Below are 25,684 nucleotides of genomic sequence, written 5' to 3' on the forward strand. Positions count from 1 at the left end.
CCATGTCGAAGTTCTTTATCGATCGCCCGATCTTCGCCTGGGTGATCGCCTTGGTGATCATGCTGGTCGGGGCACTGTCGATCCTGAAGTTGCCGATCAACCAGTACCCGAGCATCGCGCCACCGGCCATCGCCATCGCCGTGACCTACCCGGGCGCCTCGGCGCAGACGGTGCAGGACACCGTGGTACAGGTCATCGAGCAGCAGCTCAACGGTATCGACAACCTGCGTTATGTGTCTTCGGAAAGTAACTCCGACGGCAGCATGACCATCACCGCTACCTTCGAGCAAGGCACCAACGCCGACACCGCGCAGGTACAGGTTCAGAACAAGCTGAACCTGGCTACGCCGCTGTTGCCGCAAGAAGTGCAGCAACAAGGTATCCGCGTCACCAAGGCGGTTAAAAACTTCCTGCTGGTGATCGGCCTGGTGTCCGAAGATGGCAGCATGACCAAGGACGACTTGGCCAACTACATCGTCTCGAACATGCAGGACCCGATTTCGCGGACTGCCGGCGTGGGTGACTTCCAGGTGTTCGGTGCGCAGTACGCCATGCGTATCTGGCTCGATCCGGCCAAGCTGAACAAGTTCCAGCTGACCCCAGTCGACGTCAAGACCGCAGTCGCCGCGCAGAACGTGCAGGTGTCCTCCGGCCAACTTGGCGGCCTGCCGGCCTTGCCGGGTACCCAGCTCAACGCCACCATCATCGGCAAGACCCGCCTGCAAACCGCCGAGCAGTTCGAGAAGATTCTGCTCAAGGTTAACAGCGACGGTTCCCAAGTACGCCTGGGCGATGTCGCCGAAGTAGGCCTGGGTGGCGAGAACTACGCCGTCAGCGCCCAGTTCAACGGCAAGCCGGCGTCGGGCCTGGCGGTCAAGCTGGCCACCGGTGCCAACGCCCTGGACACCGCCAAGGCCCTGCGCCAGACCATCAGCGACCTCGAGCCGTTCTTCCCGCCTGGCGTGAAGGCCGTGTTCCCGTATGACACCACGCCGGTGGTCACCGAATCGATCAGCGGGGTAATCCACACCCTGATCGAAGCCGTGGTCCTGGTGTTCCTGGTGATGTACCTGTTCCTGCAGAACTTCCGCGCCACCATCATCACCACCATGACCGTACCGGTGGTATTGCTGGGTACTTTCGGCATCCTTGCCGCTGCGGGCTTCAGCATCAACACCCTGACCATGTTCGCCATGGTCCTGGCCATCGGCTTGCTGGTGGACGACGCCATCGTCGTGGTGGAAAACGTCGAGCGGGTAATGTCCGAAGAGGGGTTGCCACCCAAGGAAGCGACCAAGCGCTCCATGGAGCAGATCCAGGGAGCCCTGGTGGGTATCGCCCTGGTGCTGTCGGCGGTACTGCTGCCAATGGCCTTCTTCGGCGGCTCCACCGGTGTGATCTATCGGCAGTTCTCCATCACCATCGTCTCGGCCATGGGCCTCTCGGTGCTGGTGGCGCTGATCTTCACCCCTGCACTGTGCGCCACCATGCTCAAGCCGCTGAAAAAGGGCGAGCACCATGTGGCCAAGGGTGGTTTCTTCGGCTGGTTCAACCGTAACTTCGACCGCAGCGTAAACGGCTACGAGCGCAGCGTCGGTACCATCCTGCGCAACAAGGTGCCATTCCTGCTGGCCTACGCGCTGATCGTGGTCGGCATGATCTGGCTGTTCGCCCGCATCCCGACGGCGTTCCTGCCTGAAGAAGACCAGGGCGTGCTGTTTGCCCAGGTGCAGACCCCGGCAGGCTCCAGTGCTGAACGCACCCAGGCGGTGGTCGACCAGATGCGTGAGTACCTGCTCAAGGACGAAGCCGATACCGTGTCGTCGGTGTTCACCGTCAACGGCTTCAACTTCGCCGGCCGCGGTCAAAGCTCGGGCATGGCCTTCATCATGCTCAAGCCGTGGGATGAGCGCTCCAAGGAGAACAGCGTGTTCGCCCTGGCCCAGCGTGCCCAGCAGCACTTCTTCACCTTCCGCGATGCGATGGTATTCGCCTTCGCCCCGCCTGCCGTACTCGAACTGGGTAACGCCACCGGCTTCGACGTGTTCCTCCAAGACCGCGGCGGTGTCGGCCATGCCAAACTCATGGAAGCACGCAACCAGTTCCTGGCAAAAGCCGCGCAGAGCAAGGTGCTCAGCGCCGTGCGCCCGAACGGCCTGAACGATGAGCCGCAGTACCAGCTGACCATCGATGACGAACGTGCCAGCGCCTTGGGCGTGACCATTGCCGACATCAACAACACCCTGTCGATTGCCCTGGGTGCCAGCTACGTCAACGACTTCATCGACCGTGGCCGGGTCAAGAAGGTGTACATCCAAGGCGAACCGAACGCCCGGATGAGCCCAGAAGACCTGCAGAAGTGGTATGTGCGCAACGGCAAAGGCGAGATGGTGCCGTTCTCCTCCTTCGCCAAAGGTGAATGGACCTACGGTTCGCCGAAGCTGTCCCGCTACAACGGCGTCGAGGCGATGGAAATCCTCGGTGCGCCAGCGCCTGGCTACAGTACCGGTGAGGCCATGGCCGAGGTTGAGCGTATCGCTGGCGAACTGCCAAGCGGTATCGGCTTCTCCTGGACCGGCATGTCCTACGAGGAAAAACTCTCCGGCTCGCAGATGCCGGCACTGTTCGCCCTCTCGGTCCTGTTCGTGTTCCTGTGCCTGGCAGCCCTGTACGAAAGCTGGTCGATCCCGATCGCCGTCGTGCTGGTCGTACCGCTGGGGATCATCGGTGCACTGATCGCCACTAGCCTGCGCGGGTTGTCCAACGACGTGTACTTCCTGGTCGGCCTGTTGACCACCATCGGCTTGGCGGCGAAGAACGCGATCCTGATCGTCGAGTTCGCCAAAGAACTGCACGAGCAGGGCCGCAGCCTGTACGACGCCGCGATCGAGGCGTGCCGCATGCGTCTGCGCCCGATCATCATGACCTCGCTGGCGTTCATCCTTGGCGTGGTACCGTTGACCATCGCCAGCGGCGCTGGCGCCGGCAGCCAGCACGCCATCGGCACCGGCGTGATCGGCGGCATGATCAGCGCCACCGTGTTGGCAATCTTCTGGGTACCGCTATTCTTCGTCGCAGTGTCGTCGCTGTTCGGCAGCAAACAGCCGGAAAAAGACGCCACCCCTGAAACTCCACGTTATGAGGCTGGGCAATGACCAAGTCTTTGTTGTCCCTGGCGGTAACCGCTTTGATTCTTGGCGGCTGCTCGCTGATCCCTGATTACCAGACCCCGGAAGCGCCGGTGGCAGCGCAGTGGCCGCAAGGCCCTGCGTACTCGCCGACCGAAGCGGCAGACGTTGCCGCCGCCGAACAGGGCTGGCGCCAGTTCTTCCACGACCCGGCCCTGCAGCAGCTGATCCAGACCTCGCTGGTCAACAACCGCGACCTGCGTGTCGCGGCGTTGAACATCGACGCCTACCGTGCGCAGTACCGCATCCAGCGGGCCGACCTGTTCCCGGCCGTTTCGGCCACCGGCAGCGGCAGCCGCCAGCGGGTACCGGCGAATATGTCGCAGACCGGCCAAGCCGATATCACCAGCCAGTACTCGGCCACCCTCGGCGTCAGCGCCTATGAACTCGACCTGTTCGGCCGGGTGCGCAGCCTGAGCGAGCAGGCCCTGGAAACCTACCTGTCCAGCGAGCAGGCGCGGCGCTCCACGCAGATCGCCCTGGTGGCCAGCGTGGCCAACGCCTACTACACCTGGCAGGCGGATCAGGCGCTGTTCAAACTGACCGAAGAAACGCTGAAGACCTACCAGGAAAGCTACAACCTGACCCGTCGCAGCAATGAAGTCGGGGTGGCCTCCGCCCTCGACCTCAGCCAGGCACGCACCGCCGTGGAAGGCGCGCGGGTCAAGTACTCGCAGTACCAGCGCCTGGTGGCACAGGACCTCAACAGCCTGACCGTGCTGCTGGGTACCGGCGTACCGGCCGACCTGCCTGCGCCACTGGAGCTCAATGCCGACCAGTTGGCCGAAGTACCGGCTGGCCTGCCGTCGGACATCCTCCAGCGTCGCCCGGACATCCAGGAAGCCGAGCACCTGCTCAAGGCCGCCAACGCCAACATCGGCGCGGCCCGCGCAGCGTTCTTCCCGAGCATCAGCCTGACCGCCAATGCCGGTACCCTGAGCCCGGACATGGGCGGCCTGTTCAAGGGGGGGTCGGGCACCTGGCTGTTCCAGCCGCAGATCAACCTGCCGATCTTCAACGCCGGTAGCCTGAAGGCGAGCCTGGACTACTCGAAGATCCAGAAGGACATCAATGTCGCCAAGTACGAAAAGACCATCCAGACCGCCTTCCAGGAAGTCTCCGATGGCCTGGCGGCGCGCAAGACCTTCGAAGAGCAGTTGCAGGCACAACGTGACCTGGTGCAGGCCAACCAGGATTACTACCGCCTGGCGGAGCGTCGCTACCGTATCGGTATCGACAGCAACCTGACCTTCCTCGACGCCCAACGCAACCTATTCAGCGCCCAGCAGGCACTGATCGGTGATCGCCTGTCGCAGCTGACCAGCGAGGTCAACCTGTACAAGGCGCTCGGCGGTGGCTGGTACGAGAAGACCGGTCAGGCCAATCAGCAAGCTTCGGTTCAAACACCGAAAAGCTGAATGATCCGCTAGCAGCATCAAGCCCACCTTCGCGGTGGGCTTTTTGTTTTCGGTTGCCCGCGAAGAGGCCGGCACATGAAAACAATTAACCAACTGGAACATTCCGTTCGATAATCGCCCCATACCGTCTGCGACGAATTGCCTCGCCCCTTCCCTACCCCGCACCATCCGCTCACGCAACGTTGCCCACGTTCATCAAAAGACCCGTGCTTGCAGGCCGCATCCTGCAATGCAACGGTTCGCCAATAAAAACAAGAGATCCACGACAGATGAGCATTTCGTACCCCGCACGCCAGCTGCTGCCAGGCCTGTTGGCCATGTCCTGCACCCTCCCCGTGTTCGCCGCCGACGGTGGCTTCATCGAAGACGGCAAGGCCACCCTCAACCTGCGCAACTTCTACATCAACCGCAATTTCGTCGACCCGGCACACCCGCAGGCCAAGGCCGAAGAATGGACCCAAAGCTTCATCCTCGACGCCCGCTCCGGTTTTACCCAGGGCACCGTCGGTTTCGGCATGGACGTACTGGGCCTGTACTCGGTCAAGCTCGATGGCGGTAAAGGCACCACCAACACCCACCTGCTGCCGGTGCACGACGATGGCCGCCCCGCCGATGATTTCGGCCGCCTGGGCGTGGCCTTGAAAGCCAAGCTCTCGCAGACCGAATTGAAGGTCGGCGAATGGATGCCGGTGCTGCCGATCCTGCGCTCCGACGATGGTCGCTCGCTGCCACAAACCTTCCGCGGCGGCCAGCTGACCTCCAAGGAGATCGACGGCCTGACCCTGTACGCCGGCCAGTTCCGCGCCAACAGCCCGCGTAACGACGCCAGCATGGAAGACATGTCGCTCAATGGCCGCGGTGCTTTCACGTCCGACCGCTTCAACTTCGGCGGCGGTGAATACACCTTCAACGACAAGCGCACAACGATTGCCCTGTGGGATGCCCAGCTCAAGGACATCTACCGCCAGCAGTACCTCAACCTGGTCCACAGCCAGCCACTGGGCGACTGGACCCTGGGCGCCAACCTCGGTTACTTCACCGGCAAGGAAGACGGTGCCGAGCGCGCCGGCGACCTGGACAACCGCACCGCCTCGGCGCTGCTCTCGGCTCGCTACCAGGGCCATACCTTCTTCGTCGGCCTGCAGAAGGTCAGCGGCGATGACGCCTGGATGCGCGTCAACGGCACCAGCGGCGGCACCTTGGCCAACGACAGCTACAACTCAAGCTTCGACAACGCCAAGGAACGCTCGTGGCAGGTGCGCCATGACTTCAACTTCGCCACTGTCGGGGTACCGGGGCTTACCCTGATGAACCGCTATATCAAGGGTGACAACGTGACTGCAGGTGGCGTTGACGACGGCAAGGAGTGGGCGCGAGAAACAGAGCTGGCTTATGTGGTGCAGTCGGGCAGCTTCAAGGACCTTTCGTTGAAGTGGCGCAACTCGACCATGCGCCGGGACTTCAGCACCAACGCGTTCGATGAGAACCGCTTGATCGTGAGCTACCCGCTGAACCTTCTGTAATTTCACAGGCCTCTTCGCGGGTAAACCCGCTCCTACAGGGTGGGAGCGGGTTTACCCGCGAAGAGGCCGGATGACTTGATGCATAAATAACTTTATCGCATAACAACCTAAACAAACCTTCATTGACGACATAAGCTGTAACAGCTTAAATCGAGCCCTGATCCCCGCCCCAGAGCCGCGACATGGACCTCCGTCAACTGCGCTACTTCATCGCCCTCAACGAATACCGCAGTTTTGTCCGCGCCGCTGAAGCCATGGGCATCACCCAACCTGCATTCAGCCGCGCCATCCAGGGCCTGGAGCAGACATTCGGCTGCGCCCTGGTAGACCGCGCCAGCAAGGCACTGCCACCCACCCCCGAAGGCTTGGTGGTGCTGCAGCACGCACGCCGCCTCGTGCAAGGTGCCGCGCAGTTGAGCAACGAAGTGCTACAGATGACCAAGCTCGACGCTGGCGAGTTGCACTTCGGCAGCGGCCCGGCCCTGGCTGTTCGCCTGGTCCCCGATGCCTTGCGCCACTTCATCGACAGCCACCCGGGTATTCGTACCTCGCTGCTGGTGGACAATGCCGAGCGCCTCGGCCAGGCACTGCGCCGTGAGCAGATCGAATTCTTCGTCGACGACATCCGCCCGTTCGAGGCCGACCCCAACTTCCATACCGAGCCGCTTTCGCCACGCCCTGGCCTGTTCTTCTGCCGCCCCGGCCACCCGTTGCTGGCCAAGGACAGCCTGTCGACCAACGACCTGTTCACCTACCCGCTGGCCAGCGCCCTGCTCGCGCCCGGTGTGCGCAAGCGTCTGGCCAACCTGAGCGGGCGCAGCGACTTCACCCCACACCTGCAGACCGAACACCTGGCGGTGCTGCGCAGTGTCGTGCAGGCCAGTAATGCAATCGGTACCGCCAGCGAAGAAGCCGTTGCCGAAGACCTGGCGGCCGGCCGCCTGGTGCGCCTGCACTGGCGCAACCTGCCGCCCGCACTGGAAGTGCTCAGCGTGCGCTGCGGCGTGGTCAGCCGCAGCGGCTACCGGTTGTCACCGGCGGCGCGGGCGATGATCGAGACGCTGGTGGGGCTGGATGCGCCCCTGCGGAGTGCTGCCATTCGCTGAAGTGATGATGCTGGTGGGCTGCAGGCTATCCTGAGCAATATAGGTTGCCTGTGCCCGCGAAGGGACCGGCACAGGCAGTAAAACCCGATCAGGCAAACCAGGGAGGCACAATAATGAAAAACCTCGAAGAGCACCTGAGCCAGTACGCCAATTACCACCGCGACCCGCGCAACATCGCCACCCATTTCATCGGCATTCCACTGATCGTGCTGGCCGTGACCATTCTGCTGTCACGCCCAGGCTGGGACATTGCAGGCATCTGGCTGTCACCTGCCCTGCTGGCGGCCGCCGCCTCGGTGTGGTTCTACCTGCGCCTGGACCTGCGCTTCGGGCTGGTCATGGGCCTGCTGCTGGGGCTGTGCCTGTGGGTTGGCCAGGTACTGGCGGTGCAAAGCACCGGGCTGTGGCTGGGGGCTGGGCTGGGGGCATTTGTGCTGGGCTGGATCATCCAGTTCGTCGGCCACTACTACGAGGGCCGCAAGCCGGCGTTCGTCGACGACATCAGCGGGCTGATCATCGGGCCGCTGTTCGTGGTGGCCGAAGCTGCATTCATGCTGGGGTTGTGCCCCGCGCTGAAGCGGGCCGTGGAAGCCAACGCCGGGCCGGTAACACTGAGGTCGATGTAGGAGCGGCCTTGCGTCGCGATCGGGCCGCGTAGCGGCCCCAGGTTTCAGTGATACCGCAAATACTGTTGGGGCCGCTTTGCGGCCCGATCGCGACGCTAGGCCGCTCCTACAAAGGCCGCAAGGATCAAGCGCGCGACTCAACCCCCAGCTCATCCCACACCGACTCCGCCAGGTGGAAGGTGGCATTGGCTGCCGGAATACCGCAATAGATCGCGCTCTGCATCAGCACTTCCTTGATCTCGTCACGGGTCACGCCATTGTTGGCAGCGGCGCGCAAGTGCAGCTTGAGCTCGTCGTTGCGGTTCATGCCGATCAGCATGGCGATGGTGATCAGGCTGCGGGTATGGCGCGGCAGGCCGGGGCGGGTCCAGATATCACCCCAGGCATGGCGAGTGATCATTTCCTGAAACTCGCCATTGAAGTCGTTGAGCTTCTCCAGGCTGCGGTCCACGTGGGCATCGCCCAGCACCGCGCGGCGCACTTGCATGCCCGCGTCGTAGCGTTGTTTCTCATCCATGGCGTCGTCCTCAGTGGGCCAGCAGGAAGTCGAGTACACGGCGGCTGAAGCGCTCGCCAATCTCGACGTTGGACAGGTGCGCTGCCGGGAAATCGACATACTCGGCACCCTTGATAGCCGCCTGCATGAAACGGCCATGTTCCGGCGTGGTCACCACGTCTTCAGTACCGGCAACGATCAGCGTCGGCACTTGGATACGCTGAACCTGCTCGCGGTAGTCGGCGTCGCGTACCGCAGCGCAGTTGGCCGCATAGCCCTCAGGCTGGGTCTGCGCGAGCATCTGGCAGATACGCTGGGCCTGCTCGGGCTGCGCCTGGGCGAAGGCCGGGGTGAACCAGCGGGCAATGGACGCGTCGCGCAGCTCGACCATGGCCTGTTGGCCGCCCTTGAGCACGGTGTCGATACGCGGGTTCCAGACCTCATCGCTGCCAATCTTGGCGGCGGTGTTGCACAGGGTCAGGCTGGCCAGGCGTTCGCCGGCGTTGATGCCCAGCCACTGGCCGATCAGGCCGCCCATCGACAGGCCGACGAAGTGCGCCTTGTTGATGTCCAGGGCGTCGAGCAAGGCCACGACGTCGCGGCCCAGTTGCTCGATGCTGTACGGGCCGGCGGTCACCAGCGAATCGCCGTGGCCGCGGGTGTCATAACGCAGCACACGGAAGTGCTCGCTCCACACGGGGATCTGCGTGTCCCACATGCCCAGGTCGGTGCCGAGGGAGTTGGACAAGACCAGCACCGGAGCATCCGCCGGGCCATCGATTTGATAGTTCAGTACGCCATCGGCCAGTTGCAAATGCGCCACAGCAGTCTCCTTCAGGCAGTGAAACGTTGATGTTCGGCCACGGCGCGCGCCACCCAGACGCGGGCCTGGCCAAGGTAATGGGCAGGGTCGAGCAAGCGATCGAGTTCTTCTGCCGACAACTCGGCACTGACCTGCGGCTCGTCACCCAGCACGGCACGCAGGTGGCGCTGTTCGGCGACGGCGCGCTGGCAGCACTGCTCGAGCAAATGATGAGCACGGTCACGGCCCAGGCGCTGAGCCAGGACAATGCTGACCGCCTCGGCCAGCACCAGCCCCTGGGTCAGGTCGAGGTTGCGGCGCATACGTTCGGCATCGACCTGCATGCCTTCGGCAATCACCTGGGCCTGGCGCAGGGCGCCAGAAACCAGGCAGCAGATATCCGGCAGGGTTTCCCACTCGGCATGCCACAGGCCAAGGCTGCGTTCATGTTCTTGAGGCATGGCAGCGAACAAGGTCGACAACAGGCCCGGTACGCGGGTAGCGGCACCGATCAGCACGGCGGCACCCACTGGGTTGCGTTTGTGCGGCATGGTCGACGAACCACCTTTACCTGGCGCGGAAGGCTCGAACACCTCCCCCGCCTCGGTCTGCATCAGCAAGCTGACATCGCGGCCAAACTTGCCGAGGCTACCGGCGATCAGGCCCAGCACCGAGGCAAATTCCACCAGCCGGTCGCGCTGGGTGTGCCAGGGTTGCTCGGGCAAGTGCAGCTTGAGCTGCTCGGCCAGGCCCTCGGCCACCGGCATGGCTTTGCTGCCCAACGCAGCCAGGCTGCCGGACGCACCACCGAACTGCAAGCACAGCAGGCGCGGGCGCAGCTCCTGAAGCCGCTGGCGATGACGGGTCAGCGCGCCCAGCACACCGGCCAGCTTCATGCCCAAGGTGACCGGCGTGGCGTGTTGCAGCCAGGTACGCCCCACCATCGGGGTGTCGGCATGTTGCAAGGCCTGGCGCGCCAGGGTATCGGCCAGTTGAGCGAGGTCTGCCTCGATCAGGTCGAGGGCATCGCGCAGTTGCAGTACCAGCCCGGTATCCATGGCGTCCTGGCTGGTGGCGCCCAGGTGCACGTAGCGCTCGGCCTCGGGCACGCCGCTGGCGATCACTTTGCCCAGCGCCTTCACCAACGGGATCGCCGAGTTGCCAGCACTGGCAATGGCATCGGCCAGGGCGCCAGCGTCGTAACGCTCAGCCTTGCAGGCCGCCTCAATGGCCGCCACCGCACTGTGCGGCACCAGCCCGGCGGCCGCTTCGGCGCGGGCCAGGGCGGCTTCGAAATCGAGCATGCCCTGCAGGCGGCCACGGTCTGAGAAAATCTCGCGCATGGCCGGCGCGGTGAAGTAGGCATCGAACAGCTGGTTGTCCGCACGGTACGTCATTGCAGGTCCTTAATCGTCATGGTGCAGGTACGCCGCCTGCTTCGGCAGGCGCAGGCTGAACAAGAAGGCCACCGCCATCATGGCCGTCACGTACCAGTAGAAGGTGTTTTCCATGCCCAGGGTCTTCAGGCCCAAGGCCACGTATTCAGCCGACCCGCCGAACATGGCGTTGGCCACCGCATACGCAAGGCCCACACCCAGTGCGCGCACCTGCGGCGGGAACATCTCCGCTTTTACCAGGCCGCTGATCGAGGTGTAGAAACTGACGATACACAAGGCCAGGCTGATCAGCACGAACGCCAGGAACGGGCTGGTCACGGTCTTCAGCGCCATCAACAGGGGCACGGTGAACAGCGTGCCCAAGGCGCCGAACAGCAGCATCGAGTTACGCCGGCCGATACGGTCGGACAGCATGCCGAAGAACGGCTGCAAGATCATGAACAGGAACAGCGCCCCCGTCATCACATAGCTGGCACTCTTGGCGTTCATCCCGGCCGTGTTGACCAGGTACTTCTGCATGTAGGTGGTGAAGGTGTAGAAGATCAGCGAACCGCCGGCGGTGTACCCCAGCACGGTGATGAACGCCGCGGCGTGATTGCGGAACAAGCCGCTGATCGAGCCGGCGTCTTTGTCATTGCGGGTTTCGGCGTTGCTGGTTTCGTGCAGCGAGCGACGCAGCATCAGCGAGATCAGCGCGGCCACGGCACCGACCACGAACGGAATACGCCAGCCCCAGGCACGCAGTTCGTCCTCGGTCAGCAACTGCTGCAGGATGACCACCACCAGCACCGCCAGTAACTGGCCGCCGATCAGGGTCACGTATTGGAACGAGGCGAAGAAACCGCGCTGGCCGCGCAGTGCCACTTCACTCATGTAGGTCGCCGTGGTGCCGTACTCGCCACCTACCGACAGGCCTTGGATCAAGCGGGCGAGCAATAGCAGCGCCGGCGCCCAGGTACCAATGCTGCCGTAGGTCGGCAGGCAGGCAATCATCAAGGACCCGGCGCACATCATCAGCACCGAGATCATCAGGGAATTCTTGCGGCCATGGCGGTCGGCCAGGCGGCCAAAGATCCAGCCACCAATGGGGCGCATCAGGAAGCCCGCTGCGAACACACCGGCGGTGTTGAGCAACTGCACAGTGGGGTCGTCGGAGGGGAAGAAGGCCGGGGCGAAGTAGATCGCGCAGAAGGCGTAGACGTAGAAGTCGAACCATTCCACCAGGTTGCCTGAAGAGGCACCGACGATCGCGAAGATACGCTTGCTGCGTTCTTCGCCGGTGTAATAGGTTGAGGTCATGAAGTTTTACTCCTGGAGGGTCCTAGGTAAGTCTAGACATACCTAGTAACACACTCGTTCCGCTGCGCGGCCGGCCATTAGCCTTGTGTCTCATAGATCCGGCCTCTTCGCGGGTAAACCCGCTCCCACAGAGGATTGCGTGGATCCCTGTGGGAGCGGGTTTACCCGCGAAGAGGCCGAGCCTGATCAAACCCGCTCGATGGCCAACGCCAAACCTTGGCCTACCCCCACACACATGGTCGCCAGGCCTTTACGCCCGCCGCTCTTCTCCAACTGATGCAACGCCGTCAGCACCAGGCGCGCGCCACTCATGCCCAGCGGGTGGCCCAGGGCAATCGCGCCACCATTGGGGTTCACCTGCGGCGCATCATCGGCCACACCCAGCTCACGCAGCACGGCCAGGCCTTGGCTGGCGAACGCTTCGTTCAGCTCGATCACGTCGAAGTCGCTCATCGCCACACCCAGGCGCTCGGTCAGCTTGCGCACCGCTGGCACCGGGCCAATACCCATGACCCGAGGAGCCACGCCGCCGCTGGCCATGCCCAGTACCCGGGCACGTGGGGTCAGGCCGTGTTTCTTCACCGCTTCCGCCGAGGCCAGGATCAGTGCCGCGGCACCGTCGTTGACACCCGACGCGTTGCCTGCGGTGACGGTCTTGTCCGGGCCATTGACCGGCTTGAGCTTGGTCAATGCTTCCAGGGTGGTTTCCGGGCGCAGGTGTTCATCACGCTCGACGATAGTTTCGCCCTTCTTGTGGGCAATGCGCACTGGCACGATCTCTTCGGCGAAGAAGCCGGCTGCCTGGGCCGCGGCGGCCTTTTGCTGGCTGCGCAGCGCGAATGCATCTTGGTCGGCGCGGGACACCTGGTAATCGTCAGCGACGTTATCAGCGGTTTCCGGCATCGAATCGACGCCGTACTGGCTCTTCATCAGCGGGTTGATGAAACGCCAGCCGATGGTGGTGTCTTCAAGCTTCATGTTGCGCGAGTAGCCGCTTTCGGCCTTGCCCATCACGAAGGGTGCACGCGACATCGACTCAACGCCACCGGCGATGGCCAATTCCATTTCGCCACTGGCGATCGCGCGGAACGCCGTGCCGATGGCATCCATGCCCGATGCGCACAGGCGGTTCAGGGTCACGCCAGGAATGCTCTCAGGCAGGCCCGCCAGCAGCAGCGCCATGCGCGCCACGTTGCGGTTGTCTTCACCGGCCTGGTTGGCACAGCCGAAGAACACTTCGTCGACCTGATCCCACTGCACCGAAGGGTTACGCTCGATCAGCGCCTTCAGCGGCACTGCCGCCAGGTCATCGGCGCGCACGCCGGCCAGGGCGCCGCCGAAGCGGCCGATCGGGGTGCGGATGGCGTCACAGATGAATACGTCGCGCATTTGGCTTCTCCTGCCATCTGGCCATGGGCCGCGGCGGTATGGGCTTCGAGGTCGCGCAAGGCGGACATCTCGATTCGGGTGGATTCGGTGGTGGTCTGCACGTCGCCGGCAAAGCGGATCGCCCAGCGGATGGCCGCAACGATCTGCTCGCAGGTTGGCCCCCGAATGAACCGCAGCGACAGCGAATTCATGGGGTGCCGGCTCGCTTTGGAGACTCCCGGTCAGGGTTCATCAGTGCGTTCAGATTAAGGAGACTGGTAGGTCCCTTACAATCCGATAATCGACCTTATGTGCGATTATCGAACCATTTATGTATTTCCTCTGCTGCCGGCATTGCCCCGCTGTAGGAGCAGCCTTGTGCTGCGAATGGGCCGCAAAGCGGCCCCCTTCGGCACTCAGGTCGCGTCCGCGTGGCTGACCAGTCCTTTCACGACCACACCCACCGTCGCCAATGCCGCCGGCACCAGCAGCGCTGTCAGCACCTGTTCGAAATTCCAGCCCAGGCCCAGCAGCGTCGCACCACTCCAGGCGCCGAGGATCGCACCAAAGCGGCCGATGCCCAGCATCCACGAAACGCCCGTGGCACGCCCTTGGGTTGGGTAGAAGCGGGCAGCCAGCGACGGCATGGCCGACTGCGCACCGTTAACGCACATGCCAGCGACCAGCACCAGGGTGGCGAGCAGGGTGATGTTGCCCAGGCTCTGCCCCACCGCGTAGGCAAACACCCCGGCCAGCAGGTAGAAAATGCCGATGACCTTGTGCGGGTTGAAGCGGTCCATGGCCCAGCCCACCCCGACTGCGCTCAGCACGCCGCCAAACTGGAACAGTGCGCCAATGAACGCCGCCTGCTCCATGCTGGCCCCGCTGTCACGCATCAGGGTCGGCAGCCAGCTGGTCAACAGGTAGACAATCACCAAGCCCATGAAGTAAGTCAGCCACAGCAACATCGTGCCCAGGCCGTAGGTGCCGGAGAAGATGACCGCAAATACGTTGCGCGCCGCCACCGCCTTTTGCTCCGGCACGCTGAAGCTGGCCGCCTGGGCCACTACCTGCGGCGCAATCGGCGCCAGGGTTTTGCGCACTTTATCCGTACCGCGATTACGCACTACCAGGAAGCGTGCTGACTCCGGCAACCAGACCAGCAGCACCACCGCCAGCAACAGCGGCAGCACGCCACCGATCACCAGCAGGCTATGCCAGCCATACGCCGGGATCATCTTCGCAGAGATAAACCCACCGCCCGCCATGCCCAGGTTGAAGCCGCAGAACATGCTGGTCACCAGCAGCGATTTGAGCCGCTCAGGGGTGTACTCGGACAGCAGCGTCGTCGCATTCGGCATACCCGCACCCAGGCCAAGCCCGGTGAGGAAGCGCAGGACCAACAACTGGTCGACATTGGTCGCGTAGGCCGAGGCCAGGCTGAAGCCGCCGAACACCAGCACGGCAGCCACCAGCACGCCTTTACGCCCGAAACGGTCGGCCAGTGGGCCTGAGCCCAGTGCGCCGAACACCATGCCGATCAACGCGGCACTCATGACCGGGCCGAGGCTGGCGCGGTCGATGCCCCACTCCTGCGACAAGGCCGGGGCGATGAAGCCCATGGCGGCAGTGTCCAGGCCATCGAGGAAAACGATCAGAAAACACAGCAGCACGACGCGCCATTGATAGCGGGACAGCGGCTGGTCGTTGATGAACGACTGGACGTCGAGGCATTTGCCGACGTTGGTTTGCGGTTGGTTCATTGTTGTTATCCAGAATTAGGGCACGGCCATGCCACTGCACTCAGCGCGCAAGTACAGGGGTTGATAATAGGAGGATGGCGGGCTGCGTCAGCCTGGATACAACAGTGCTGCGAGCGGGTGCGGCCGCGGCAGCGATGGGACAGTAGTCATGGTATGTGCCTCACATGTTTTTCTTGTTCGGTCGGCAAAGCCGACCGTTGCGAGAGACATTAATCAGCCTACCGGGACGACGCAATTCACTGAGCACGACATTGTGCGTTTATCGAACAGGAAAGGCGTCCGTGCTCGATAATGGGGCAGGAAGGGCGCTCAGCGGCCCTCCCTTGCGTGGCATCACCCGAACAATTGATGGCAAAGGTCCCGGCTGGCCGCCAGCAGGATCGGCAAGAAGCGCTGCTCCAGTTCGCTGCGCGTCACACGCCCGACGTGGGTGCTGACGTTCAAGGCAGCCAGCACCTGCCCCGAAGCGTCATAAATCGGCACGGCGATAGAACGCAGCCCTTGCTCCAGTTCCTGGTCCACCACGCACCAGCCCTGGGCTCGCACCTGCTGAATGCAGGCAAACAACGATTCGGCATCGTGCAAGGTGCGGCTGGTACGCGGCTTGAGGTCAGCCCGGTCGAGGTACTCGCGCAGGCTGGTGTCGTCCATCGCCGCCAGCAGAATGCGCCCCATCGACGTGCAGTAGGCCGGCAAGCGCCCGCCTACCGACAGGTCGACCGAGATCAACCGCTCCACGGTCGCCGATCGGGCTATATAAAGGATGTCGTCACCTTCGAGGGTGGCCATGTTGGCCGCCTCGTGCAGTTGGTCACTGATGCGGTCCAGGTACGGCTGCGCAGAAATCGCCAACGGCGTCGACGACAGGTAGGCATGGCCCAGGGTCAGCACCTTGGGCAGCAGTGAATACGTGCGCCCGTCAGTCGTCGCGTAGCCCAGCTTGATCAAGGTATGCAGGCAACGGCGCACGGCTGCGCGAGGGATTTCGGTGCGGTGGCTGATCTGGGCGATGGTCAGGTGGCGCTTGCGCTCCTGAAACGCCTGGATAACCGCCAGCCCACGCGCGAGGGAGGTCATGAAATCCGGGTCGCCAGTAAACGCCTGAATACGCTTGGCCGGCGATGCCACGATCGGCGGCGCCAGGGCGGGTGCGGCAGGGCGTGCCGACTCTGGGTTGGCAGATTCGTTGGCCGCTGTTTCGTCGCTCATCGCTCACCTCAAAAAAAACGCTGGTTCGTGCGATTATCGAACGAACGGCCGATAATCGCAATTGACCGCTGACACTTTTGCTTATACCTTTCTCATGCCACTTTGTGGCTTCTTTGGAGAGACTGGTCAGGTACCCACCGTAGAAGTCCCAGGCAACGGCCTCGCCTTGTGCGAGGCCGTTTTACTTTCTGCATTCGCCACGGCTGGCCGACGAACTTTTACCGCTCGCGCCTTTCAAAGTTATACGCGCGGTGTGACGCGTTACCCATTGAGCCCAACTACTTCGACGGGCATGTCAGGCTTTGGTAAATATCCCTGTTCGAAGAATTATCGGTTGCTATAATCGATTGGGTTGTACGCCTTGTTGCTGTGGTAATGGAACACACCGCTGTCTCCAGCACTTACGGGCAACCCACGCATGTGCAGGTTCTGTATGGCACCCCCTCTGCTTTCCCTGTGGCATCCTTTGTATGCGCAGGGGCATGCTGTACAGCTAAAACAACAGTCTTAATTCAACTTACTCAGGTACTACTGTGACGAAAGATGAACTGCGCGCAGAACTCGAGCGCCAGGCTGAACGTTACAAGGATGTTTACGGTGGTGAAGTGACCACTTACGCCGCTCAACCGGACCCTGAACGCAAACCGTGGCGCAAGCGCGCCAGCGTGCGTGACCAGGCGTTCAACCAGGAACTGGAAAAAATGGAAAAGGAACTGCGCAGCGACAAGCCATAAGCGCAACGTTCCGCCTTCCGCGTCGTCGCCCGGCCTGCCCGGGCGCGGTCGATCTTTACCCAGAGGTCGATGATGAAATGGAATTACACAAATTTCATACGACCGTTTGAATCAGTCAAGCGTCGACTATTTCCCAGACATTTGCCGATTTTTTAAATATTTCACGCTTTTTTGCGGACGCTACTGTTCATGCAAGCGTTGGCAAGCACGTGAAGGCTGCGTCACAGTGCGTGCTATTGGTCTGTAGCAGGTGCATCGATTGCCAATATTTTCTGGCATAATCCCGCCCCCCTAAGACCGCCAGACAACCTTCATGATCGATTTATTCAGCGGACTGGATGCCTGGGTGTTGGTGAGCCTCCTGCTCGCCTTGACCTTCGTACTCGCCTTCGAGTTCATCAATGGCTTTCATGACACCGCCAACGCGGTAGCTACCGTCATCTATACCAAAGCCATGCCGCCGCACCTCGCCGTGTTCTTCTCCGGCGTGTTCAACTTCCTCGGCGTTCTGCTCGGTGGTGTCGGGGTGGCCTATGCCATCGTTCACCTGCTGCCGGTAGAGCTGCTGATCAATGTGAACACCGGACACGGCCTGGCCATGGTCTTCTCGCTGTTGGCTGCGGCCATCACCTGGAACCTGGGCACCTGGTACTTCGGTATCCCGGCTTCCAGCTCGCACACGCTGATCGGCTCGATCCTCGGTGTTGGCCTGGCCAACGCCCTGATCAACGACATCCCGCTGGGCGATGGCGTCAACTGGCAGAAGGCGATCGACATCGCCATGTCGCTGGTGGTCTCGCCCATGGCCGGTTTCGCGGTCGCTGCGCTGGTGCTGATCGGCCTTAAATGGTGGCGCCCGCTGTCCAAGATGCACAAGACGCCTGAACAGCGCCGCAAGCTCGACGACAAGAAGCACCCGCCGTTCTGGAACCGCCTGGTACTGGTGATTTCGGCCATGGGCGTAAGCTTCGTGCACGGTTCCAACGATGGCCAGAAAGGCATTGGCCTGATCATGCTGGTGCTGATCGGTATCGTGCCGGCCAAGTTCGTGCTCGACCTGAACAGCACCACCTACCAGATCGAACGCACCCGCGACGCCACCCTGCACATGAGCCAGTTCTACGAGCGCAATGCCGCCACCCTGGGTGAGTTCCTGGCGTTGGGCAAGGCCAAGGCGAGCGACCTGCCGGAACAGTTCAGTTGCAACCCGCAGCAGACCGAGCCGACCATCGCCGCACTGCAGGCCTCGCTCAAGGGCGTGACCGACTACCACACCCTGGATGCCGAGAAGCGCGTGGAAGTTCGCCGCTACCTGCTCTGCCTGGATGACACGGCGAAAAAGGTCGGCAAGCTGCCAGGCCTGGATGCCCGTGAAAAGGCAGACCTTGAGAAGCTGCGCAAAGACCTCACCGCCACCACCGAATACGCACCGTTCTGGGTGATCGTGGCCGTTGCCCTGGCCTTGGGCCTGGGTACCATGGTCGGCTGGAAGCGCGTGGTCCTGACCGTTGGCGAGAAGATCGGCAAGCAGGGCATGACCTACGCCCAGGGCATGTCGGCGCAGATCACAGCGGCCTGTGCCATCGGCATGGCCAACGTGTTCAGCCTGCCGGTATCGACCACCCACGTGTTGTCGTCCGGCGTGGCCGGTACCATGGTCGCCAACAAGAGCGGCCTGCAAGGCGGCACCGTGAAGACCATCCTGCTGGCCTGGATCCTGACCCTGCCTGCCTCGATGGGCTTGGCAGCTGGCCTGTTCTGGCTGGCGTCCAAGGCGATCGGCTGAGCGACACCGCTGTAGAAAAAGGCGCCTTCGGGCGCCTTTTTCATATTACCGCGCCTCTGTAGGAGCAGCCTTGCGCTGCGAAAACGTCGGCAAAGGCACTACAGCTTCATAGGCTGTACCGGCCTCTTCGCAGCACAAGGCTGCTCCTACAGTGCGTGGCGCTGCTAGCGCTTCTTGCCCCCCAACAACGACCCCATCAGCCCGCGCACCAATTGCCGACCCAACTGATTGGCCGCCTGCCGCACGGCGGACTTGATCGCCTGCCCCGCTGCACTCTGCAAAAAATCGCCAGCCTTGTCGGCAAAGCTCTCTTCATCGGCCTTCGGCACTGGCGCTGGCTCGACAGGCTCACCTTTGCGCTGAGTGAGCATTTCATAAGCCGATTCACGGTCCACCGGCTTGTCATAACGCCCGGCCAGCGGTGACGAGGTAATCAATGCAGTGCGCTCAGCCGCACTCAATGGCCCGATACGCGACTGCGGCGGCGCGATCAGCACCCGCTGCACCATGGCGGGGGTGCCCTTCTCTTCCAGCGTACCGACCAACGCTTCACCAATACCCAGCTCGGTCAGCACCGCCAGGCTGTCGAATGCGGGGTTGGGGCGGAAACCATCGGCCACGGCCCGCAGCGACTTCTGCTCTTTTGCGGTGAACGCACGCAAACCATGCTGGATGCGCAAACCCAGTTGGGCCAGCACCGCATCGGGTAGATCACCTGGCGACTGGGTCACGAAATAGACCCCCACGCCCTTGGAGCGAATCAGCCGAACCACCTGCTCCAGGCGGTCCTGCAACGCCTTGGGCGTGCCATTGAACAGCAAGTGCGCTTCATCGAAGAACAGCGCCAGAACTGGCTTGTCGGCATCGCCGCGCTCTGGCAACTGTTCGAACAACTCCGCCAACAGCCACAGCAGGAAGGTTGCATACACCTTCGGCGCTTCATGCACCAGCCGGCTGGCATCGAGCAGGTGGATGCGCCCACGGCCGTCACTGCCGAGCCGCAGCAAGTCTTCGAGTTGCAACGCGGGCTCACCGAACAGCGCCTCGGCACCTTGCTGCTCCAGGGTCGCCAGGCGACGCAGCAAGGCCTGGGTGGAGGCACTGGTCATCAGCGCGCTGTCTTCACCCAGCATCTGCGGGTTGTCCTTCAGGTGCGCCAGCAGCGCCTTGAGGTCCTTGAGGTCGAGCAACAGCAGGCCTTCACGGTCGGCCACCTTGAATGCGGCATACAAGGCTGCCTGCTGGCTGTCGGTCAGTTCCAGCAGGTTGCCCAGCAGCAGCGGCCCCATTTCGCTGAGGGTCGTGCGCAAGGGGTGGCCGGACTGCCCGGCGATATCCCACAGGCTTACCGGATAAGCCTGCGGCGTATGCCCCAACCAAGACATGCCGGCAATGCGTTCGGCCACCTTGCCCTGCGGTGCGCCCGCCGCACCCAGGCCGCACAGGTCGCCTTTTACATCGGCCGCGAACACTGCCACGCCCGCATCACTGAACACCTCGGCTAGGTGCTGCAAGGTGACCGTCTTGCCGGTGCCCGTGGCGCCGGCCACCAGGCCGTGACGGTTGGCGAGGCGCATGGCTTGATTGACAGGCTGACCATCAAGGCCCGCCCCTACAACTATTTGCGAAGAATCCGACATCTTCTTTCATCCTCTTCTCAAGCTTTGCCGCGTATCGGCCGATACCTCGAGGTGATATTCGCCTAGAACACAGTAACAACCCAACTAGGACTTCCCGGGATGTTGCACTGTCTTGCAGATGTATTCGTGCGAACGCCCGATAAAACCTTAGCGGAACCGATTACTCCATGAGCAAAAGCCTTCGTTTCAGCCACAAGATTCTCTTGGCGGCCTCACTGATCGTGATACTCGCCTTCAGCCTGTTCACCCTCTATAACGATTATCTCCAGCGTAATGCCATCAGAGAGGATCTGGAGAATTATCTGACTGAAATGGGCGAGTCGACTTCGACCAATATCCGCCACCTGTTCGAAGGCCGTATAAAGCTAGTGGAGAACCTGGCACAGAACATTGCCCAGGCCCCCAACGACGCTGAAACCCTGATGGGGCAGAATGCGCTGATCACAAGCTTCCTCACGGTGTACCTGGGCAAGGTCGATGGCAGTTTCAGCGTGCGCCCGGACGCCAAGATGCCTGAGGGTTATGACCCACGCACCCGCCCCTGGTACAAGGACGGCATGAACGCCTCTGGCGCAACGTTGACCGAACCGTACATCGACATGACCACCAACAAGATGGTCATCGGCATCCTCAGCAAGGTCTCCAACAGCGTTGGCGTGGTCGGCGGCGACCTGGCCCTCGACGGCTTGGTGCAGATCATCAACTCGCTGAACTTCGGCGGCATGGGCTACGCCTTCCTGGTCAACGACCAAGGTAAAATCCTGGTACACCCGGACCAGAGCCTGGTGATGAAATCGCTGTCAGACCTGTTCCCTCAGCACACGCCGAAACTGTCCGGTGAGCTGACAGAAGTTCAGGCCCAGGGCGAGACCCGCCTGCTCACCTTCACCCCGATCAAAGGCCTGCCTTCGGCCAACTGGTACATCGGCCTGTCGGTGGACAAGGACAAAGCCTTCTCCATGCTCAGCACCTTCCGCACCTCGGCGGTGATCGCCACGCTGGTCGCGGTGGTCATCATCATCGGCCTGCTCGGCTTGCTGATTCGCGTGCTGATGCAACCGTTGCTGACCATGACCCGCGCCATGGAAGACATCGCCGAAGGCGAAGGCGACCTGACCAAGCGTCTGCGCATCCACAACCACGACGAATTCGGCCTGCTCGGCAGCGCCTTCAACCGCTTCGTCGAGCGTATCCACGGTTCCATCCGCGAAGTGTCCTCGGCCACCGAGCAGGTCAATGAAGTGGCCCTGCGCGTGATCAGCGCCTCGAACTCGTCGATGACCAACTCGGATGAGCAATCCAACCGCACCAACAGCGTCGCCGCCGCCATCAACGAACTGGGCGCCGCGGCACAGGAAATCGCCGGCAATGCCGCCCAGGCCTCGCAACACGCCAGCTCCGCACGGCTGCTGGCCGAAGAGGGCCAGCAGGTGGTCGAGCGCAATATCGCCGCGATGAACCGCCTGTCCGACCTGATCGTCACCTCCAGTGCGCACATCGAGACGCTCAACAGCAAGACCGTCAACATTGGCCAGATTCTCGAAGTCATCACCAGCATCTCCCAGCAGACCAACCTGCTGGCCTTGAACGCGGCGATCGAAGCCGCCCGCGCCGGTGAAGCCGGGCGTGGCTTTGCCGTGGTCGCCGACGAGGTGCGCAACCTGGCACACCGCACCCAAGAATCGGCACAACAGGTGCAGACCATGATCGAAGAGCTGCAGGTCGGTGCCCGCGAGTCGGTCGATACCATGGGCCAGAGCCAGCGCCACAGCCAGGACAGCGTGCAAATCGCCAACCAGGCCGGCGAGCGGCTGGACAGCGTGACGGTGCGTATCGGCGAGATCGACGGCATGAACCAGTCGGTGGCCACCGCCACCGAAGAGCAGACGGCCGTGGTCGAGGCGATCAACATGGACATCAACGAGATCAACATGCTCAACCAGGAAGGTGTCGAAAACCTGCAGGCCACCCTGCGCGCGTGTTCGGACCTGGAGCAACAGGCTTCGCGCCTGAAACACCTGGTGGGCAGCTTCCGCATCTAATGACGGTTCAATAGCCCCCTGTAGGAGCAGCCTTGCGCTGCGAAGAGGCCAGCTCAGCCCACAAAGCTGTAGCGTCCGTGCCGACCTCTTCGTAGCACAAGGCTGCGCCTACAAGCCCGCAGCAACCAGCCCAACCTCGATCGAACAAACTATCCTTCTGGTAGGTCAACCTTTAGGCGCGTCATCGCCGGTCCATTACGGCCGGATGACAGACCCGAAGACGATCCCGGAGGGATGCTGATCGTGCACATTGCCGACATCACCATGTTCTACGCCCCCGCCAGTGGTGGCGTACGTACCTATCTTGATGCCAAACACCGCCGCCTCGATGCCATCCAAGGCGTGCGCCACAGCTTGTTGATCCCCGGCGCCAGCGCGCAACACACCGATGGCATCTACCAGGTGCCGGCCCCACCCCTGCCCTTTGGCAATGGCTACCGCTTCCCGGTGCGCCTGGCGCCCTGGTGCAATGTGCTGCGCAGCCTCAAACCCGACCTGATCGAAGTCGGCGACCCGTACCTGACCGCCTGGGCTGCCTTGGAGGCACGCCGCCAGCTGGATGTGCCGGTGATTGGCTTCTACCATTCCGACCTGCCGCTGCTGGTGAGCAACCGCATGGGCAATTGGTTCACGCCCAATGTCGAAGCCTACGTCAGCAAGCTGTACGGCAACTTCGACCGGGTTCTGGCCCCCAGCCAGGTGATGGCCGACAAATTGCGCCGGCTGGGCATACGCGATGTGCATGTGCAGCGCCTGGGTGTAGACCTGGCCACCTTCAATCCCGACCACCGCGACCCGCACCTGCGCGCGGAACTTGGGATTGCCGACACCAGCCGCCTGCTGATCTACGCCGGCCGTGGCTCGCGGGAAAAGAACCTGCCGGTTCTGCTCAACTGCATGCAGCGCCTGGGCCGGCCCTACCACCTGTTGCTAGTGGGCTCCAACATGCCTGCGAATGTGCCGCAGAACGTCAGCGTGATCGACCACTTCTGCCCGCCGCAGGAGGTCGCCAGGCTGATGGCCAGTGCCGACCTGCTGGTGCATGCCGGCGACCAGGAAACCTTTGGCCTGGTCATTCTCGAAGCCATGGCCAGCGCGACGCCAGTGGTGGCGGTGCGTGCCGGTGCCTTTGGCGAGATCGTCAACGAACAATGCGGGCGGCTGTGCCAGGCCAATGACGGGGCAGCCATGGCGCAGGCGGTGCGCCAGGTGTTCGAAGAGGGCGTGCGTACCCTCGGCACCCAAGCCCGCCGCCATGTCGAGCAACACTATTCATGGGACAACGTGGTCGCCGGCCTGCTGCAGCATTACCAGGCCGTGCTCGGCCACCAACCGCGGGCGCGAGCCCATGGCTGAAACCGGCAGCGCAGCACGCAGCCTGATGCTGGTGCTGCACGACATCGCGCCCGAGACCTGGCCCGACTACCAACCCTTCGTCGAAGCCGTCGACAAGATTGGCGGTGTGCCCATGACCTGGCTGGTGGTGCCAGACTTTCACCACCGCAACCCCCTGCACCGCTCGCCCACGTTCTGCCGCCTGCTCGACCGACGCCTGGCACTGGGTGATGAGCTGGCGTTGCATGGCTACTACCACGCCGACGACGGCGCGCCACCGCGCAGCCCCGGGGCGTTTTTCATGCGCCGCATCTATACCCATGAAGGCGAATTCTACGGGCTGGATCAACGTCAGGCGCTAGCACGCCTGGAACAGGGCCTAGCGGTGTTCGAGCGGCAAGCCTGGCCGGTGGCCGGCTTCGTGGCCCCCGCCTGGCTGATGAGCGAAGGCACGCGCCAGGCCCTGCGCCAGTTGCCGCTGCGCTACACCAGCACACCGCAGCACCTGTACCGCCTGCCTGAGTTCACCGCCATCGAGGCCCCCGGCCTGGTGTGGAGCGCACGCAGCGCCTGGCGCCGAAGGGTGTCGAAGGTGCTTTGCGACTGGCAATGCCAACGCTGGCGTGGCGCGCAGACCCTGCGTCTCGGCCTGCACCCGGTGGACATGCGCCACCGCGTATCACGCGACTACTGGCTACACACCCTGCAGGCGCTGCTGGCAGAGGGCCGCGAGCCGTTGACCAAATCTGCCTGGCTGGACCGCCAGGCCAGCGCATGAATCGCCTGGGCTGGCTAGGCCTGGCCCTGCTGGGCGCGGTGTTGGTACCGACGCTGCTGGGCGGCAGCGAACTGCTGCCCCGCCTGCAACGCTTCGACCCCGGCCTGTTACTCATGCTACTGGGCATGATCGTGCTGTGCTGGGTGATCAACGCCATTCGCCTGCGCCTGCTGCTCGGCCAGCAAGGCGCACAACTGCGTTACCTGCGCAGCCTCGGCGTGGTCATGGCCACCGAGTTCGCCATCTGTACCACCCCTGGCGGCAGCGGCGGCCCGCTGACCCTCATGGCCCTGCTGGCGCGCGACCGCATTGGCCCGGCGCGCAGTGGCGCGGTATTCGCCATGGACCAGTTGAACGACTTGCTGTTTTTCTTCTGCGCGATGCTGGCGATCGCCGGCTATGCGTTGTTCCACCGCCTGGGGCACAGCCAGCAAAGCATGTTGCTGGGCAGCGCACTGTTGCTGTGTGCGGCATTGGTCGTAGTGCTGGGGCTGCTGCGCTACCGGCGCGGGCTGATGCGCTTGAACGGTCGCCTGTTACAGCGCCTGGGGATGTCTGCGGGGCGTAAACGCCGCTGGGCGCGCAAGCTGCTGCACTTCATCGACGCCCTGGCACAAACCTGGCGCCTGCCCAAGCGCACGCTGGCACTGGTATTCACCCTGACCTGCGCGCATTGGGGCCTGCGCTACAGCGTGCTGTACCTGGTGCTGAAGGGGCTGGGCGTGGAGCTGGCGTGGATCCCCAGCTTCCTGGTGCAGATGCTCTCGCTCAGCGCCGGCCAGTTCAGCCTGTTGCCGGGTGGCGCAGGTGCCGCCGAATTGACCTCGGCAAGCCTGCTCACACCCTTGGTGGGCAGTTCGACAGCGGCCGCAGCGATCGTTATCTGGCGCGCGGTCACTTACTACTTTTATCTGCTGGCGGGTGGGCCGGTGTTCGCTTGTTTGCTGGCACGCCCGCTGCTGGAGCGTTGGCGCCGTCAGGCGGGTTGAGTTGCCGCCAGAGTTCGGCTGCTCCGGGGAAGTCGGTGCCGTCGGCGTCACTCAAGGCCTCGGGGTCATAGCGGGCCAGACAGCCCTCGCCGAGGGTTGGCGGTGGTGAGGCGCCAGCTTTGTCACGTGGATCTGGCATGAGCGTTTCCTCGCGATTGAGGGGGCGCTTTGCGCCCCATCGCCGG

General features: G+C 63.0%; 18 protein-coding genes and 3 pseudogenes. 12 read left to right on the plus strand and 9 right to left on the minus strand.

The features are described 5' to 3' along the window. The first annotated feature begins 2 nt into the window (after positions 1–2). The 5 genes from ttgB (at position 3) to HU764_RS20810 (ending at position 7,861) form a co-directional block, all read left to right on the plus strand. Positions 3–3,155: a multidrug efflux RND transporter permease subunit TtgB gene (gene ttgB, locus HU764_RS20790; RefSeq protein ID WP_186677644.1), complete on the plus strand. Its 3,153-nt coding sequence runs from the start codon at positions 3–5 to the stop codon at positions 3,153–3,155. Continuing rightward, on the plus strand, positions 3,152–4,606 hold the full coding sequence (locus HU764_RS20795) for an AdeC/AdeK/OprM family multidrug efflux complex outer membrane factor (RefSeq protein WP_186677646.1): 1,455 nt from the start codon (positions 3,152–3,154) through the stop codon (positions 4,604–4,606). The genes ttgB and HU764_RS20795 overlap by 4 nt, the downstream gene beginning before the upstream one ends. Positions 4,607–4,875: 269 nt before the next feature. Continuing rightward, positions 4,876–6,129, plus strand: a complete 1,254-nt coding sequence (locus HU764_RS20800; RefSeq protein ID WP_186702523.1) for an OprD family porin — start codon at positions 4,876–4,878, stop codon at positions 6,127–6,129. Between the two features lie 182 nt (positions 6,130–6,311). Further along, on the plus strand, positions 6,312–7,235 hold the full coding sequence (locus tag HU764_RS20805) for a LysR family transcriptional regulator (RefSeq protein WP_099455199.1): 924 nt from the start codon (positions 6,312–6,314) through the stop codon (positions 7,233–7,235). Positions 7,236–7,348: 113 nt separating this feature from the next. Further along, positions 7,349–7,861: an Mpo1 family 2-hydroxy fatty acid dioxygenase gene (locus tag HU764_RS20810; RefSeq protein WP_186702522.1), complete on the plus strand. Its 513-nt coding sequence runs from the start codon at positions 7,349–7,351 to the stop codon at positions 7,859–7,861. Positions 7,862–7,985: 124 nt separating this feature from the next. On the opposite strand, the gene pcaC is transcribed toward HU764_RS20810, so the two are convergent. From pcaC to pcaR, 8 genes and pseudogenes are all read right to left on the minus strand, one after another. Then, positions 7,986–8,378, minus strand: coding sequence for a 4-carboxymuconolactone decarboxylase (gene pcaC / locus HU764_RS20815; protein ID WP_027594092.1), 393 nt, complete (start codon positions 8,376–8,378; stop codon positions 7,986–7,988). 10 nt (positions 8,379–8,388) lie between these two features. Continuing rightward, the gene (pcaD, locus tag HU764_RS20820; protein ID WP_027594091.1) at positions 8,389–9,180 is read right to left on the minus strand and encodes a 3-oxoadipate enol-lactonase; all 792 of its coding nucleotides are present in this window, start codon (positions 9,178–9,180) and stop codon (positions 8,389–8,391) included. 11 nt (positions 9,181–9,191) lie between these two features. Then, the gene (locus HU764_RS20825; RefSeq protein WP_085273604.1) at positions 9,192–10,556 is read right to left on the minus strand and encodes a 3-carboxy-cis,cis-muconate cycloisomerase; all 1,365 of its coding nucleotides are present in this window, start codon (positions 10,554–10,556) and stop codon (positions 9,192–9,194) included. Positions 10,557–10,565: 9 nt separating this feature from the next. After that, complete coding sequence (locus HU764_RS20830; RefSeq protein ID WP_027594089.1) at positions 10,566–11,855, minus strand: MFS family transporter; 1,290 nt, start codon at positions 11,853–11,855, stop codon at positions 10,566–10,568. Between the two features lie 186 nt (positions 11,856–12,041). Then, positions 12,042–13,244 carry a 3-oxoadipyl-CoA thiolase gene (gene pcaF / locus HU764_RS20835; RefSeq protein WP_099430329.1) on the minus strand — a complete coding sequence of 401 codons (1,203 nt, stop codon included), beginning with the start codon at positions 13,242–13,244 and terminating at the stop codon, positions 12,042–12,044. A 2-nt stretch (positions 13,245–13,246) separates the two neighbouring features. Next, a pseudogene (locus HU764_RS27770) lies at positions 13,247–13,442 on the minus strand (CoA-transferase subunit beta); the annotation flags it as partial. Between the two features lie 197 nt (positions 13,443–13,639). Further along, a complete protein-coding gene (gene pcaK / locus HU764_RS20845) occupies positions 13,640–14,986 on the minus strand; it encodes a 4-hydroxybenzoate transporter PcaK (RefSeq protein WP_099430330.1) in 1,347 nt (448 codons plus the stop codon). A 333-nt stretch (positions 14,987–15,319) separates the two neighbouring features. Next, positions 15,320–16,195, minus strand: a complete 876-nt coding sequence (gene pcaR / locus HU764_RS20850) for a pca regulon transcriptional regulator PcaR (RefSeq protein ID WP_050580745.1) — start codon at positions 16,193–16,195, stop codon at positions 15,320–15,322. Positions 16,196–16,728: 533 nt separating this feature from the next. On the opposite strand from pcaR, the gene HU764_RS20855 reads away from it, so the two are divergent. Both HU764_RS20855 and HU764_RS20860 read left to right on the plus strand, forming a co-directional pair. After that, a complete protein-coding gene (locus HU764_RS20855; RefSeq protein ID WP_027594085.1) occupies positions 16,729–16,929 on the plus strand; it encodes a hypothetical protein in 201 nt (66 codons plus the stop codon). Positions 16,930–17,242: 313 nt separating this feature from the next. Then, positions 17,243–18,715: an inorganic phosphate transporter gene (locus tag HU764_RS20860; protein ID WP_027594084.1), complete on the plus strand. Its 1,473-nt coding sequence runs from the start codon at positions 17,243–17,245 to the stop codon at positions 18,713–18,715. A gap of 164 nt (positions 18,716–18,879) precedes the next feature. Here HU764_RS20860 and HU764_RS20865 read toward each other — a convergent pair whose 3' ends face one another. Continuing rightward, the gene (locus tag HU764_RS20865; protein WP_186702521.1) at positions 18,880–20,355 is read right to left on the minus strand and encodes a helicase HerA-like domain-containing protein; all 1,476 of its coding nucleotides are present in this window, start codon (positions 20,353–20,355) and stop codon (positions 18,880–18,882) included. 311 nt (positions 20,356–20,666) lie between these two features. Between HU764_RS20865 and HU764_RS28170 the strand changes: the two are divergent. From HU764_RS28170 to HU764_RS20885, 5 genes and pseudogenes are all read left to right on the plus strand, one after another. Continuing rightward, positions 20,667–21,539: pseudogene (locus HU764_RS28170) on the plus strand (HAMP domain-containing protein); the annotation flags it as partial. Between the two features lie 261 nt (positions 21,540–21,800). Continuing rightward, positions 21,801–22,397 (plus strand): annotated as a pseudogene (locus HU764_RS28175) (methyl-accepting chemotaxis protein); the annotation flags it as partial. 234 nt (positions 22,398–22,631) lie between these two features. Next, entirely contained in the window at positions 22,632–23,753 is a 1,122-nt protein-coding gene (locus tag HU764_RS20875) for an N-acetylglucosaminyl phosphatidylglycerol synthase (protein ID WP_186677657.1), read from the plus strand. Continuing rightward, positions 23,746–24,510, plus strand: a complete 765-nt coding sequence (locus tag HU764_RS20880) for an N-acetylglucosaminyl phosphatidylglycerol deacetylase (protein WP_099430333.1) — start codon at positions 23,746–23,748, stop codon at positions 24,508–24,510. The genes HU764_RS20875 and HU764_RS20880 overlap by 8 nt, the downstream gene beginning before the upstream one ends. Continuing rightward, positions 24,507–25,499, plus strand: a complete 993-nt coding sequence (locus HU764_RS20885; RefSeq protein WP_186702519.1) for a glucosaminyl phosphatidylglycerol flippase — start codon at positions 24,507–24,509, stop codon at positions 25,497–25,499. Before HU764_RS20880 ends, HU764_RS20885 begins: the two co-directional genes overlap by 4 nt. Positions 25,500–25,684: the final 185 nt, after the last annotated feature.

Origin of the sequence: Pseudomonas kermanshahensis, assembly GCF_014269205.2 — a bacterium.
In the GTDB taxonomy this organism is placed as follows: Bacteria; Pseudomonadota; Gammaproteobacteria; order Pseudomonadales; family Pseudomonadaceae; genus Aquipseudomonas; species Aquipseudomonas kermanshahensis.